The 14306-nt window shown below is 72.8% G+C and carries 11 protein-coding genes; 6 read left to right on the forward strand and 5 right to left on the reverse strand.

Annotated elements, in window-relative coordinates; all coding sequences use genetic code 11:
- The 3 genes from KSNIM_RS02280 to KSNIM_RS02290 all read left to right on the forward strand — a co-directional run.
- Window positions 1–581, forward strand: a 581-nt coding sequence (locus KSNIM_RS02280; RefSeq protein WP_411543642.1) for a hypothetical protein, incomplete at its 5' end; no start/stop codon positions are given.
- On the forward strand, window positions 578–1375 hold the full coding sequence (locus tag KSNIM_RS02285; RefSeq protein ID WP_317633983.1) for a response regulator transcription factor: 798 nt from the start codon (window positions 578–580) through the stop codon (window positions 1373–1375). The genes KSNIM_RS02280 and KSNIM_RS02285, both read left to right, overlap by 4 nt.
- Window positions 1372–2589, forward strand: coding sequence for a sensor histidine kinase (locus KSNIM_RS02290; RefSeq protein ID WP_263101506.1), 1218 nt, complete (start codon window positions 1372–1374; stop codon window positions 2587–2589). The genes KSNIM_RS02285 and KSNIM_RS02290 overlap by 4 nt, the downstream gene beginning before the upstream one ends.
- Here the strand turns inward: KSNIM_RS02290 and KSNIM_RS39330 are convergent.
- The 3 genes from KSNIM_RS39330 to KSNIM_RS02300 form a co-directional block, all read right to left on the reverse strand.
- Complete coding sequence (locus KSNIM_RS39330) at window positions 2560–3069, reverse strand: transposase domain-containing protein (protein ID WP_411543643.1); 510 nt, start codon at window positions 3067–3069, stop codon at window positions 2560–2562. The genes KSNIM_RS02290 and KSNIM_RS39330 overlap by 30 nt on opposite strands.
- Window positions 3070–3313: 244 nt before the next feature.
- A complete protein-coding gene (locus KSNIM_RS02295; RefSeq protein ID WP_263101507.1) occupies window positions 3314–4816 on the reverse strand; it encodes an MFS transporter in 1503 nt (500 codons plus the stop codon).
- Between the two features lie 140 nt (window positions 4817–4956).
- Window positions 4957–5436 carry a MarR family winged helix-turn-helix transcriptional regulator gene (locus KSNIM_RS02300; RefSeq protein ID WP_263101508.1) on the reverse strand — a complete coding sequence of 160 codons (480 nt, stop codon included), beginning with the start codon at window positions 5434–5436 and terminating at the stop codon, window positions 4957–4959.
- A 357-nt stretch (window positions 5437–5793) separates the two neighbouring features.
- Between KSNIM_RS02300 and KSNIM_RS02305 the strand changes: the two genes are divergently transcribed.
- The 3 genes from KSNIM_RS02305 (at window position 5794) to KSNIM_RS02315 (ending at window position 12078) form a co-directional block, all read left to right on the forward strand.
- The gene (locus KSNIM_RS02305; protein WP_263101509.1) at window positions 5794–6861 is read left to right on the forward strand and encodes an LCP family protein; all 1068 of its coding nucleotides are present in this window, start codon (window positions 5794–5796) and stop codon (window positions 6859–6861) included.
- 287 nt (window positions 6862–7148) lie between these two features.
- Window positions 7149–10931 (forward strand): bifunctional glycosyltransferase family 2 protein/CDP-glycerol:glycerophosphate glycerophosphotransferase, encoded by a 3783-nt coding sequence (locus KSNIM_RS02310; RefSeq protein WP_263101510.1) that lies wholly within the window; start codon window positions 7149–7151, stop codon window positions 10929–10931.
- Window positions 10924–12078, forward strand: a complete 1155-nt coding sequence (locus KSNIM_RS02315) for a hypothetical protein (RefSeq protein ID WP_263101511.1) — start codon at window positions 10924–10926, stop codon at window positions 12076–12078. The genes KSNIM_RS02310 and KSNIM_RS02315 overlap by 8 nt, the downstream gene beginning before the upstream one ends.
- 67 nt (window positions 12079–12145) lie before the next feature.
- On the opposite strand, the gene KSNIM_RS02320 is transcribed toward KSNIM_RS02315, so the two are convergent.
- Together KSNIM_RS02320 and KSNIM_RS02325 are read right to left on the reverse strand one after the other, a co-directional pair.
- Window positions 12146–13078 carry an endonuclease/exonuclease/phosphatase family protein gene (locus KSNIM_RS02320; protein WP_263101512.1) on the reverse strand — a complete coding sequence of 311 codons (933 nt, stop codon included), beginning with the start codon at window positions 13076–13078 and terminating at the stop codon, window positions 12146–12148.
- A 200-nt stretch (window positions 13079–13278) separates the two neighbouring features.
- Window positions 13279–14306: ABC transporter ATP-binding protein (locus KSNIM_RS02325; protein WP_263101513.1), on the reverse strand; the 1028-nt coding region annotated here is incomplete at its 5' end.

Below are 14306 nucleotides of genomic sequence, written 5' to 3' on the forward strand. Positions count from 1 at the left end.
CCCCGCTGCCCGGGCTGGCCGCTCCGGCCGGCGGGCTCGGGCAGCTCGACGCCAGGACCGTGCTGCTCCACGACCCGGCGCTCACCGACCTGGAACACCGGGCGCTGTCCGGCGACTGCACCGGCTGCACGGTGCAGCCCGCGCAGTACCGGGACCTGAGCGGGGACGGCCGGCCCGAGCTGATCACCGCCGTGCTGACCGCGGAGGCCGACGGGCGGGCGGTGCTGCACGTGTACGGCGAGCGGGACGGGAAGGTCGTACCGGTGCTGGCGGTCGGCGCGCACGCCGCGTTCACCGCCGACACCGTCGGGCGGGACCTCGTCCTGCACGAGCCGGACGGGCCGACGGCCCGCACCAGCAGCACCTACCGCTGGAACGCCGTCCGGATGGCCTTCGTCGACCGGCAGACCGTCTACACCGGGCCGGCCGACGGCGCTGCCGGGTGCCCCACCCCCGAACCCACCGTCCCGGCCGCCCGGCCCACCAGCCCGGACGGTCCCGGCGTCGGCCCGGACGGCCGGCGCCTCGGCCGCTCGGCCGCCCCGTCCCCCGTCCCCACCTTCCCGACGAGGCAGCGATGACCCCGCCGCTCCCGCCCGCACCGCTGCCGCCCGCACCGCCCATGCCGCGGATCCTGCTCGTCGAGGACGACGAGGTGATCCGCGAGGCGACCCAGATGGCGCTCGAACGGTACGGCTTCCCGGTGGACACCGCCGCGGACGGACTCCAGGGCCTGGAGCGGTTCCGGGCCCGGCGGCCGGACCTGCTGCTCATCGACGTGATGCTGCCGCTGCTCGACGGGGTCGGCCTCTGCCGGCGCGTCCGTGAGGAGAGCAGCCTGCCGATCCTGATGATGTCGGCCCGCGGCGAGGCGGTCGACGTCGTCTCCGGGCTGGAGGCCGGGGCGGACGACTACGTGGTGAAGCCCTTCGAGATCGCCGTCCTGGTCGCCCGGATCCGCACCGTGCTCCGCCGCACCGGCCCGGTCTCCGCCCCCGCGCCCCACGGCCCGTCCGGTGCCGTCGGCGTGGGCGGCCCGGTGCGCCCGGGCGGCCCGGCGGAAGGGGCGCAGCCCGGCCCGTCCGCGCTGCGGGTGATCGACGACCTGGCGGTGGACACCGACGCCATGGAGGTGACGGTGGCCGGCGAGCCGGTGCCGCTCACCCCGACCGAGCTGCGGCTGCTGCTGGAGTTCACGGCCGCGCCCGGTGTGGTGATGGAGCGCCAGACCCTGCTCTCCCGGGTGTGGGACTACTCCTGGGACGCCGACAGCCGGGTGGTGGACGTGCACGTGCAGCGGCTCCGCGCGAAGATCGGCGCGGGCCGGATCGAGACCGTCCGCGGATTCGGCTACCGCCTGCGGCGGATCCGGTGACGCTCCGTCGGCAGATCGCCGCCGTCATCGCCCTGGTCTCCTGCCTGGTCGCGTGCACCGTCGCCGTACTCGTCCACCGGGCGTCGGTGGGCCAGCACACGGACCAGGCCCGGGCCTCCGCGGAGGCCGCCCTGGATGCCGCGCTCGCCGGGTACGACCGCAGCGGCGAGCTGGTCGGCGGCTGGCACGCGGCGGTGGACGACCCGGCGGTGCCGGCCGAACTGCGTTCGCTGGCCCGGCGGGGACGGCAGGGCTCCGTGCTCGGCCCCGGACCGAACGGCACCGCGATGTGGGCGGCCGCCGGCGCCGGCGGCCGGGTCGTGTCGGTGCGGCTCGACTTCGCGGGCGACGAGCAGGCGGTGGCGGACCTCGACCGGGCCGTGCAGATCGCCGCGGCACTGTCCGTCGCCGTCACGGTGCTGGCCGGAGTGCTCGCCGCCGACCGGATCAGCCACCGGCTGCGGACGGCCGCCCGGACCGCCCGGACCATCGCCGCCGGCGACCTCGACGCGCGGATCGGGCCGCTCGGCCGCCGCCGCGACGAGGTCTTCGAACTGGCCACCGCCGTCGACTCGATGGCCGCCGCCCTGCGGAGCCGGCTGGAGAACGAGCAGCGGTTCACCGCCGATGTCGCGCACGAGCTGCGCACCCCGCTGACCGGCCTGCTGACCGCCTCCGAGCTGCTGCCGGACGGGCGGCCCACCGAACTGGTGCAGAACCGGGTACGGGCCCTGCGCGACCTCACCGAGGACCTCCTGGAGGTGTCCCGGCTGGACGCCCGCGCGGAGTCCGCAGACCTCGCCGACCTGCCGCTGGCGCACCTGGTGGCCCGGACGGCGACCGCCGCCGGACGGCCGGTCGAGCTCGTGGTGTCGGCCGACGCGACGGTCAGCACCGATCCGCGGCGCTTCGACCGGGTGCTGGCCAACCTGGTGGCCAATGCCCACCGGCACGGTGAGCCACCGGTGTGCGTGCGGGTGGACGGCCCGGTGGTCACCGTCCGCGACCACGGGCCGGGGTACCCGGAGTCCGTGCTGCGCGACGGCCCGCAGCGCTTCCGCACCGGTGCCCGCGAGCGCGGCCACGGCCACGGCCTGGGCCTGACGATCGCCCAGGGCCATGCCGAGGCCATCGGCGTCGCCCTGCACCTGCGGAACCACCCCGAGGGCGGCGCAGTCGCCGAACTACGGCTGCCCACCCCGCGTACCGGCTGAGGGCGCGGGCGGTCCGGGCATCGGGCCACCGCGTTCTCGGCCGAGTCGGGGACGTCGAGCTTCGAACCCGTGGAGGGCCGTCAGCCGCCGGCCGCACAGCGGGGCGCCCCGGGTGCCGGGGGCGGCGACCGGCTCGGCCACCCGGTAGAACGTCTCCCGCAGCACGTCCCGGCCGAGGCGACGGCGCGCCTCGGCGATCCCCGACGGCGTCGGCCGCGCCCACGCGGCGTCCCTCACCTCGGACTCCGGCAACGCCCCGGAGACCTTCCCTGCGACCGATTCGGGCCCGTCCTCGGGGAAGAGGCACGACGCCATCGCCGGACAGGCCGTCAGGTACGGCGGGAGTCCTCCGCCCGGGTCGCTCTCGGCCACCCCGCACACCTCCACGGCCCGTCGAACAGCGCCTGCGGCACGGCCGCGAACACGTCCGCCAACGCCACCCGCCCCTGCCGCCCGACCGGTCTGCCCGAACCCACCCACCCCTGAGCCTTCCGCCAACCGTAGGGCATGTCTTCACAGGCGATCGGGCGGCCGTAGCGGGCGTATGAGGGCACCTCCCGGCCGAAGGCTGGGGGAGAACTGCGCAACTCGGATGTGGTCGTACGAATCCCGGCTCGACCCCTCTCACCACGGTGCCCGCCCCCGGACTGCGCAGTTCCCCGCACCCCGGAACCGACCTGGGACGCGGGGCACTGTGCGACTCGGATGCGGGCCACCGTACAGATCACGGCTCGACCCGTGCTCTCCCGACACCCGCCCCCGGATCGCGCAGTTCTCCGCGTCCCCGGGATGACCACCCGAGCAGGGCGGCGGCCACGGCCGCGGCGGCGAGGAGCAGGCCGGTGCCGACGGCGAAGGCCAGCCGGTACCCCTCGGTGAGGGCCTCGGCGGTGGTGCGGCCGGCCGTGCTCAGGGCGCTCGTCCGGGCGGCGGCGAGGGTGGCGAGGACGACGACGCCGATGGCCATGCCGATCTGCTGGGTGGTGTTGAACAGGCCGGAGGCGAGCCCGGCGTCGTGCTCGTCCGCGCCCGACATGGCCAGGGTGGTGAGGGCCGGCAGGGCGAGGCCGAAGCCGGCGGCGAGCAGCATCACCGGCAGCAGGTCGGTGGCGTAGTGGGCGTGCACCGGCAGCCGGACGAGCAGTCCGAGGGCCGCCGCGAGGAGGGCGAGGCCGGCGAGGAGGACGGCGCGTTCGCCGAAGCGGGCGTTGAGCCGGGCGGCGACGCCGAGCGAGGCGGCGCCGATCACGGCGGCGGCGGGCAGCATGGCGAGGCCGGTGTCGGCGGCGCCGTAGCCGAGCACCTTCTGCAGGTAGAGGGCGACCAGGACCTGGAAGGAGAACAGCGCGGCGACCATCAGCATCTGGACCAGGTTGGCGACGACCACCGTCCGGGAGCGGAAGATCCGCAGTGGCACCAGCGGGGCGGCCGCCCTCGCCTGCCGCAGGACGAAGGCCGCGAGCAGGGCGGCGGCGAGGGCTCCGGGGCCGAGGGTGCGGGCGGTGGCCCAGCCGTGCTGTTCGGCGCCGACCAGGGTGGCGATGCCGACCATCAGACCGGTGGTGAGCAGCACGGCGCCGGGGGCGTCGGCGCCGCCCCGCAGGCCCGTGCCGCGGTCGTCCGGGAGCGCGGGGAGGGCGACGAGCAGCGCCGCGGCGCCGATCGGCAGGTTGATGAGGAAGATCCAGTGCCAGTCGAGGGCGTCGGTGAGGACGCCGCCGAGGACCTGGCCGATCGAGGCGCCGGCCGCGCCGGTGAAGGAGTAGACGGCGATCGCCCGGGCCCGTTCCCGGGCGTCGGTGAAGAGGGTGACGAGGATGCCGAGGCCGACGGCCGAGGCGGCGGCGGAGCCGACGCCCTGGAGGAACCGGGCGGCGAGCAGGACGGCCGGGGATCCGGCGGACGCGGCGAGCAGTGAGGCGGCGGTGAACAGGGCCGTGCCGGTGAGGAAGGTCCGTTTGCGGCCGAGCAGGTCGCCGAGCCGACCTGCGAGCAGGAGCAGGCTGCCGAAGGCGACGAGGTAGGCGTTCACCACCCAGCTCAGGCCGGCGGGTGAGAAGTCCAGGTCGGCCTGGACGGCGGGCATGGCCACGGTGACGATGCTGCCGTCGAGGACGGTCATCAGCAGGCCGGTGGACAGGACGGCGAGGGCGGTCCACCGGGAGCAGATGCCGTGCGGGGCCGGACCGGTTGCGGCAGGGGTGGCGGTTGCGGGTGCAGCAGGCATGGGGTCTCTCCCGTCGGTGCGGTGCGACAGGTAAGACCCTAGCAACTGATCCCGTTGCGGACTATCTGATTATGGATGATTTCCTGGCGGATGACCTCGTGAGAACGGCCGGTCGGGGCGCGGGGCCGCACTCCGGCGGACTACTGGCGGGCCCGCCGGGCCGGCCGGGCGGACTCCACGGGCGCCGCCAACTCCCCCTCCGCCAGCTGCTTCAGGCCGCGCAGCAGCGCCTCGCCGTCCGGACCGGAGAGCGAGGCCAGCACCTCGCGGTGCACGCCGTCGACGATCCGTCGGCTCTGCTGCGCGACCTGCGACCCCTTCTCGGTGACGGCGACGATCCGGGCGCGGCGGTCCCGGCTGGAGGGCCGGCGCTCCGCCAGGCCCGCCTTCTCCAGCTCGTCCACGGTGACCACCATGGTGGTCTTGTCCATGTCGCCGATCTCGGCGAGCTGGATCTGCGTCCGCTCCTCCTCCAGTGCGTGCACCAGGACGCAGTGCATGCGCGCGGTCAGGCCGATCTGCGCGAGCGCGGCCGCCATCCGGGTGCGCAGCACGTGGCTGGTGCGGTCCAGCAGGAAGGAGAGGTCGGGTTCGGTCCGGGAGGTCGCCATCGCAGTCATGGATCCAGCGTAACCAGACCGGACCGAACCGGATCGTCCCGAACCGGATCGCATGCCCCACCCGGAGCGTGTCCGGCCGATTCCGATCCGTGACCGAATGCCGCTCTCCACCCCAACTCCCCGTCCCACTTCGGGCAAGGCGGGGCAAAGGGGGAATTCGCACTAACCAAACAGCCGGTGAACGGTCCTGAAAGTCAGCATGAGAACATGTGCGCGACGCCGGCTGTGACCACAGGTCACGAACCCCGGCCGGCCGCCCGTTACCGGGGCGGTGCGAGGGGGCGGCGGCAACCAGACGGACATTGTTCCCCGGGGGCCCCTTCGGCGCGCCCGGATGCCGAGGAGGACGCAGCCACGATGGCGCGCAGCGAGACACGCACGGCCGAGAAGAAGCCGCGCAGCCGGCGCAGGAAGATCCTGCTCGCCGGAGCCGCCACGGTGGTCGCCCTGGCCGTTGCGGGCGGCGGCTTCGCGTTCTGGACGTACCGTCACCTGGAGGGCAACCTCGACACGGTGGACATCGACAAGGCGCTGGGCGAGGACCGGCCGGCGCCGCTGCCCACCGGCGCGCAGGACATCCTGGTGCTCGGCTCCGACTCCCGCTCCGGTGACAACGGGGACCTGGCCGGCGGCGACGTCGGCGGCACGGCGCGCTCCGACACGGCGATGGTGGTGCACATCCCGCAGGGGCGGGCGGACGCGACGGTGGTCAGCATTCCGCGCGACACCCTCGTCACCCGGCCCGCGTGCACGACCTCCAAGGGCCGTCAGTTGGGCGAGGCGCAGCGGGTGATGTTCAACTCCGTCTACACCGCGGGCGGCCCCGCCTGCGTGGTCAAGACGGTGGAGTCGATGACCGGCCTGCGGATGAACCACTACGTCGAGATCGACTTCGCCGGCTTCAAGGAGCTGGTCGACGCGATGGGCGGCGTCCAGGTGACCGTCGACGCCCCGATCAAGGACAAGTACAGCGGCCTGAACCTGACCCCCGGCACCCACACGCTGGACGGCACGCAGTCGCTGGCCTTCGTCCGGACCAGGCACGGTGTCGGCGACGGCAGCGACCTCGGGCGGATCGGCCTGCAGCAGAAGTTCATCCTGGCGGTGCTCTCGCAGCTGCAGCGGCAGGACACCCTCTCCAGCCCGACCAAGCTCTACGGGGTCGCGAACGCGGCCACCAAGGCGCTGACCACGGACGCCGGACTCGGCTCGCTCCCGGACCTGGTGACGTTCGCCCAGAGCATGAAGGGTCTGAAGCCCAGCCGGATGGAGACGTTGATGCTCCCGGTGGCCTACGACCGGATCGATCCGAACCGGGTGGTGCCCGCGCAGCCGCAGGACGGTCAGCTCTGGCAGGCGCTCCGGGAGAACCGGCCGATACCGGCCGAGGCGAAGAAGTCCCCGGCGCACGGCACCTCCGCCTGACGTCGCGGCGGGCCGCCCCCCGCAGGCCGCGAGGGACGGCCCGCCGCGACAAATGTCCGTTTTGGGCTCTTCTTATGCAGAGTTGACACGACAGTCGGCGTTGACTGAAAATATGTTCGCTCTGTGTACTTTCAGTTTTATTCCGGTGGGGGGCCACCATAGGGTCGGCCGGCACAGGGAATGATCGGGTCGCGAAGCGAGTGGGGGCAGCTCGGGGCGTCGCGCAGGCACGGGTCGGCAGTGGAGCCGCTCCGCGCGCGCGTTTTTCATCGGAGGAGTTGTTGGTGGTGGCTGAGCGGCCGCGCCTCAGTGTCGTCGTGCCCTTCCAGGACGTGGAGGCGTACCTCGCCGAATGCCTGGAGTCCATCGCGCGACAGTCGTTCCGCGACTTCGAGGTCATCCTGGTCGACGACGGCTCGACCGACGGGTCGACCGACATCGCGCGGGCGTTCTGCGCCCGCGACGACCGCTTCCGGCTGATCCGCCAGGAGGCGCACGGCCCCGGCCAGGCGCGCAACGTGGGCCTGCGGGCGATGCACCCGCAGGGCGAGTTCCTCGCCTTCGCGGACGGCGACGACGTCGTCCCGGAATACTCCTATGAACTTCTCGTGCGCACCCTGCAGGAATCCGGTTCGGATTTCGTGTCGGGGAATGTACAGATGATGAACTCCACCGTGAAGTGGCAGTCCCCGCTGCACAAGGCGCCCATGCAGCGCAATGCCCGGGGCACCCACATCACCAAGCGCCCGGAGCTCATCTACGACCGGACGGTGTGGAACAAGGTCATCCGCCGGTCGTTCTGGGACCGCCACGACATCGAGTTCCCCGAGGGCGTCCTCTACGAGGACTCCTGGGTCAACATGTACGCCCACTTCCGCGCCGAGAAGGTCGACGTCATCACCGACGTGGTGTACTTCTGGCGCCGCCGCGACGGCGCCGCCGCACCGTCGATCACCCAGCGGCACACCGAACTGGCGAACCTCCGCGACCGCGTCCTGGCCGTGCAGTCCGTCAGCCGCTTCCTCGCCCGCGACAACGGGGGCGCCCTCGCGCAGAGCAAGCGCCAGTACGACCTCGCCTGCCTCAAGTCCGACCTGAACCTGCACCTCAAGGTGCTGCCGGACGCCGACGAGGAGTACCGTGCCGCGTTCGTCGAGTGGGCCAACCAGTTCCTGGACGAGGCGGACGACGAGCTCATCAACGAACTCCCGGCGGACGCCCGGGTGAAGTGGCTGCTCGTCCGCAACCGGAAGCTGCCCGAACTGCTCGAGGTCCTGGAGTTCGAGCGGAAGGGCGGGCCGATCCCCGTCCAGCGGCGGTTCCGGCGCTACCTCAACTACCCGCACCTCGGCGACCGCACGGTGGGCATCGGCAAGAAGGCCTACCGGCTCGACAAGGAGCTCTCGCTCCACGGCTCGGTCAGCGGGGTCCGCTGGGAGGACGAGCGGCTGGTCCTCACCGGCTCCGCCTACATCCGCTTCATCAACGTGCACAAGCGGCACATGTCGGTGAAGGCCATCGCCCTGCGCAACAAGAAGCAGGACCGCATGCTGCTGGCCAGCGCGAAGACGGTCTACACGCCGCAGGCGACCGAGCAGTCCAACCAGAACCGGTACTGCTACGACTGGGCCGGCTTCGAGGCGAGCATCGACACCACGCGCCTCAAGCGCAAGGGCAAGTGGGCGGAGGGCACCTGGGACGTCGCCGCGGGCGTGCTCAGCCGCGGGCTGTTCCGCTACCGCGGTTTGGACCGCGGCACCGCCGGCAGCGCCGCCAACCCGCCCTACCGCTACGTCGACAAGAACACCCGGGTGCTGCCGCTGTTCGTCCAGAACAAGCTGAAGCTCCGCGTCGAGGTCGTCCGCTGCCGGATCACCAAGCACCGGATCCTCGGCGACCACCTGGAGCTGCGCGGCGTCTACCTCGGCCCCGCCGTCCCCGCCTGGGGCAAGTTCCGGATCACCAGCCTCGGCGGCGCCGGCCGGAGCGACTCCTGGGTGCACTTCACACCCGGCGGCGACGGCTGGTGCACCTTCTCCACCCGCGTCCCGCTGCGCACGCTGGTCCCCTCGCACCGGACGGCCGGCCACACCGGCGACGGCGTCCCACAGGCCTGGAACATGGGCAGCAACGGCTGGAAGACCACCATGCACGTCGAGGGCCGCAACGCGCCGCTCTACCCGGTGGTGGCCGAGGAGACCGACGACGGCCACTACCGCGTGCCCGACGAACTGCAGACCGCCGAGTGGGACCGCGAGGTCGTCGTCCACCGCAACGGCTCCGGCTACCTGGTGCTCTTCGAGCGCGCGGCGCTCCCCCTCGTCACCCGGTTCGCCGGCAGCGAGGACGGCAGCATCGAACTGGTCGGCCGGTACCCGTGCATCGAGCTGCTCTCCGAGCAGGAGCGCCGCGCCGCGCACGTGGTGGTGCGCTCGCGCGCCCACGGCGCCGAGCGGGCCGTGCCGGTGGAGTGGCGCGGCGAGTACTTCCGCTGCGTGCTGGCCCCGCCGGCCATGCCGACGCTGGCCGGAGCGATACCCCTGGCGGCCGGCCGGTGGGACTTCTTCCTCCGTAGACAGGACCCGTCCACGGTGGCGCCCGCCGAGCGCCTGCCCGACCTGATGCTCAAGGTCGCCCAGGACCTCGTCCCGGCCTTCCCCGAGGAGCTGGAGCGGGACGGCCGCCGGTACGAGCTCCAGGCGGAGGCCTACGACCGCCTCTCCCTGCTCGTCCACTCGGCGATGCCCGACAACGCGCGCGGCCCCTACCGGCAGAAGCTGCTGCGGACCAAGGAGTACCCGGCGGCCCGTCAGAAGCCGGTCACCGCCACCGTCCTGTTCGACGCCTTCAAGGGCACCCAGTACTCCGACAGCCCGCGCGCCCTGCACGAGGAGCTGATCCGCCGCCAGGTGCCGCTCGAGCACCTCTGGGTGGTCAAGGACGACCAGGTCGAGGTTCCCCCGACCGCCCGCGCCGTGCGCATGTGGTCGCCCGAGTGGTACGAGGCACTGGCCACCGCCCGCTACGTCGTGGCCAACAACCACCTGCCGGACTGGTTCCGCAAGCGGCCCGACCAGGTCGTCGTGCAGACCTGGCACGGCACCCCGCTGAAGAAGATCGGCCATGACATCGAGGCCGTCCACTTCGCCGACAAGCGCTACCTGGAGCGGGTCGAGACGGAGGTGCAGAACTGGGACATGCTGGTGTCGCCGAACAGCTTCTCCACCCCGATCCTGCAGCGCGCCTTCCGCTTCCCCGGCGAGATGGTGGAGTGCGGATACCCCCGCAACGACATCCTCCGCCGCCCCGGCACCGAGCGGCGTGCCGAGGAGGTCCGGCGCCGGATCGGCCTGCCCCCCGGCAAGCGGGTGGTCCTGTACGCCCCGACCTGGCGGGACGACCAGTACTACGCCCCCGGCAAGTACAAGTTCGACTTCCGGATCGACCTCGACGACGCCCGGGCCCGGCTCGGCGCCGACCACGTGCTGCTGGTCCGCCGCCACCCGAACGTGGTCGACCCGGTGCCGGGCGCGGGCGACGGCTTCGTCTTCGACGTGTCCGACTACCCCGACATGGCCGAGCTGTCGCTGATCACCGATGTGATGATCACCGACTACTCCTCGCTGATGTTCGACTTCGTCAACACCGGCCGCCCGATCCTCTTCTTCACCTACGACCTGGAGCACTACCGGGACACCCTGCGCGGCTTCTACTTCGACTTCGAGAACAGCGCCCCCGGTCCGCTGCTCTTCGACTCCGCCGAACTGGTCTCCGCCGTCCGCGGCATCGACTTCGTCCGGCAGCACTTCGCCGACCGCTACCGCGCCTTCCAGGCCGCGTTCTGCGACCTCGACGACGGCTACGCCTCCGTCCGCCTCGCCGACCGGATGCTGGTGGCCGGCGGCGACCTCGCCCCCAACCAGGCGCGCCCGTCGTGGGCCCGGCCGCGCAGCCCCTTCGCCCCCGACCCGGCCGCGGCGCCCCGGCAGCCGGCCGAGGACGACGAGCTGCGCCGCCCCCGCGACCTCCCAGCAGACCTCCGCCGACGATTGGACGCCACCCATGCCTGACCCCGCAGCCGGCGGACGCCGCATCTTCACCGGCGTGGACGCCTCGGGCGAGGTACCGATCGAGTACCGTTTCTCGCACGCGCGCAACGGCACCCGGCACCTGGTGGTGGTGTTCGCCAACTTCACCGCGCCCGGCGAGTACGGCTGGTCCAACGGCGTCCTCGACAAGGTCCGCGCCAACATCCTCTGGATCCGCGACCTGTTCGACGGCGCCAACAGCTACTACCTGTGCAAGGGCATGGACTTCGCCCTGGAACGGTCGGTGGCCGGGCTGATCGAACGCGTCCGGACGTCACTCGGCCTCGGTCATGGCGACTGCACCGTGTTCGGCAGCTCCAAGGGCGGCAGCGCCGCGCTCTTCTACGGCCTGCGCTACGGCTACCGGAACATCGTGGCCAGCGTGCCGCAGTTCCTGATCGGCACCTACGTCCGGGAGGGCATCCCCGGCGCCGCCAAGATGATGATGGGCAACGTCACGGACTGGAACGTCGGCGCCCTGGACTCCGTCCTCCCCCATCTGGTGGGCAACAGCCCGCACCGGGACGCCAACATCTACCTGCTCACCTCACCGCAGGACGAGCAGTACACCACCCAGGTCGAGCCGTTCATCGGCCTCTTCGAGGACTACAGCAACTTCAACCTCATCTACAACGATTCCTGCCTCATCACCGGCCACGGCAAGGTGACGCTGCGGAACCTGCCCACCATCATGGGGATCCTGAACCTCCTGGTGGACGGGATCGTGCCGCGACTGGGCATGGTCGTCAACGGCGGCGAGCAGCCGGACGCGGACACCTCCCCCATCGACGGCTTCCTCGCGGCGACCTCCCAGGTGCAGAACGACAGCTCCTTCCCGCGCCCGGTCGTGTACGAGCCGCTGCCGGAGCAGATCCTGCCCCCGAACGGGGTGCGGATCTCCGGCACCGCGCACGGCGGCGTCCGGGTGAGCCTCTGGGAGAACGGGAAGTACCTCACCAACGTGCCGGTGGCCGCCGACGGCAGCTGGTCCTGGCAGCCGGACCGGCAGTGGAGCGAGGGCCGGCACGTCATCCGGCTGTTCGCCGCGGACGCCCGGGGCTACCAGACCGAACGCTCCGAGGCCGTCTTCCGGATCCCGGCGCAGGCTCCGGTACCGGCCTTCGGCTGAGGCCGGCGCCGGGCAGCGCCCAGGACCGACGCCGAGGTCGAGGGTGCGACCGGCCCCGGCCGCCGGGTCAACCGGTCGTCGAAAGCTCCATGGCGAGGGCCCGGTGGTCCGAGACCCCGGTGTCGCGGACCCGGCACTCGCCGCGCGGCAGCGCGGTGAACAGGTAGTCCAGCTTGTGGCCCGTCTCGTGGGTGGGCCGGGCGTCCGCCGGGTCCTTGCCGCCCGACTGGTCGCACTCGCGGTCACGGGTGAAGAAGGTCGCGGGCCAGGTCCAGCTGTCCGGGTTGTCCGGGCCGGGCGGCGCGGAGTTGAAGTCCCCGCCGACCACCGTCCGGGCCTCCGCGGCCGCCTGCGCCAGCACCGCCAGCTGGTCGTCCCGGTACTCCAGGTCCTTCCGCTTGCGGTCGGTCGGCGGCAGCGAGAGGTGGGCGTTGCACACCTTGAGGCCGAGACCGGTCACACTGGCGCACAGGATGCCGCGCTGCAGGCCGACCGCGGGCTGCGCGGACGGCACCCGGGTGACGGTGGCGAGCGGGTACCCGGACAGGATCGCGAACCCGGCCTCGCCCTCGTCCTCCGACCCGCAGGGCACCTTGCTGCGCCGGCTCTCCGCGTCGGCCTCCTCGTACTCCTGGAACGCCGCGTGCCAGTTGTCGGCGCCGAGTGCCCGGCGGGCCGCCTCCAGGTCCTCGGAGCAGACCTCCTGGAGCAGCAGCACGCGGGCTCCGTCCTCGGCGGCGAGCCGGACGATCGCCGCCGTCTTCTGCTCGCCGGTGCCGGTCTCCTCGCAGCCCCACTGGCGCACGTCGCACATGTTCCAGGTGGCGATCACCGGACCGGCGGGCGGGACTGCGTGTTGCTCCTGCTGCCGGCCGTCGTGGCCGGCGGGCAGGCTGCCTATCAGCACGGCGAGTGCACCGGTGCCGGCGGCCGCGGCCAGCCAACGGCGCCGGCCGGGCAGACGGCGGAGGGCAGGGAGCCACCCGGGGTGACGCAGCATCGGCGGGCCCCAACCTCACATGATCGTCCAAGCGTACGGGCCACAGCATAGCCCGCAGGTGAAGGGCGGTTCGCGCCCGTCCCGCCCGACCGGCGCACGGGGATCCGGCGTCCGCACGGCCCACGACGCACCCGCCGCCGCACCCGCTGCTGACGCTCCGTCACCGACGGTGCGAGGTCCGGCGGGAGTGCAAGAGAGGCTCAGGCACCGTCCGGGTAGTGGCAGGCGGCCACGTGGTCGACACCGGGGGCCGCCTCGGCGTCGGGCGGGGTGTCCCGTTCGCAGCGGGTGCGCCGGTCGGCGTCCATCGCGGCGAAGACCGGGCAGCGGGATCGGAATCGGCAGCCCTGGTGCCGGACGGTGGGCGAGGGCGGGTCGCCGGCCAGCAGCAGTTTGCTGCGGCTGCGTTCGGCCGCCGGGTCGGGCAGCGGGACGGCCGACAGCAGGGCGCGGGTGTAGGGGTGCCGCGGCCGTTCGAAGACCTCGGTGACGGCGCCGGCCTCGACGGTGCGGCCGAGGTACATGACGCTGACCCGGTCGGCGAGGTGCCGGACCACGGACAGGTCGTGCGAGACGAAGAGGTAGGCGAGGCCGAGTTCGGCCTTGAGCTGCTGGAGGAGGTTGAGCACCCCGGCCTGGACGGAGACGTCGAGGGCGGAGACGGGTTCGTCCAGGACGAGCAGGTCGGGCCGGACGGCGAGGGCCCGGGCGATCGAGATCCGCTGTCGCTGGCCGCCGGAGAACTGGTGCGGGTAGCGGTCGGCGTGCTCCGGGTCGAGCCCGACCTGCCGGAGCAGTTCGGGGATCCGGCGGCGGATCTCCTCGCGCGGGGTGCGCTGGGCGAGCAGTGGTTCGGCGACGACGTCGCCGATCGGCATCCGCGGGTCGAGGCTCGCCGCCGGGTCCTGGAAGACGATCTGCACCCGGGCGCGCAGCCGCTGGGCGGCGGCACGGTCGAGGGCGGCGGTGTCCTGGCCGAGGACCTCGATCCGGCCGCCCTGCGGGGCGGCGAGGCGCAGCAGCTCGTAGAGGGTGGTGGACTTGCCGGAGCCGGACTCGCCGACCAAACCGAGGGTCTCGCCGCGGCGGATGTCGAGGTCGACGCCGTCGACGGCGTGGATGTCGCCGATCCGGCGTTTGAGAACGGCGCCCTTGAGCCGGGGGAAGCTCTTGGTGAGGCCGCGGACGGCGAGCACGGTGTCCCGTTCGGCGCGCGGCCGCGGCGGGT

The organism is Kitasatospora sp. DSM 101779, from assembly GCF_025655475.1.
In the GTDB taxonomy this organism is placed as follows: Bacteria; Actinomycetota; Actinomycetes; order Streptomycetales; family Streptomycetaceae; genus Kitasatospora.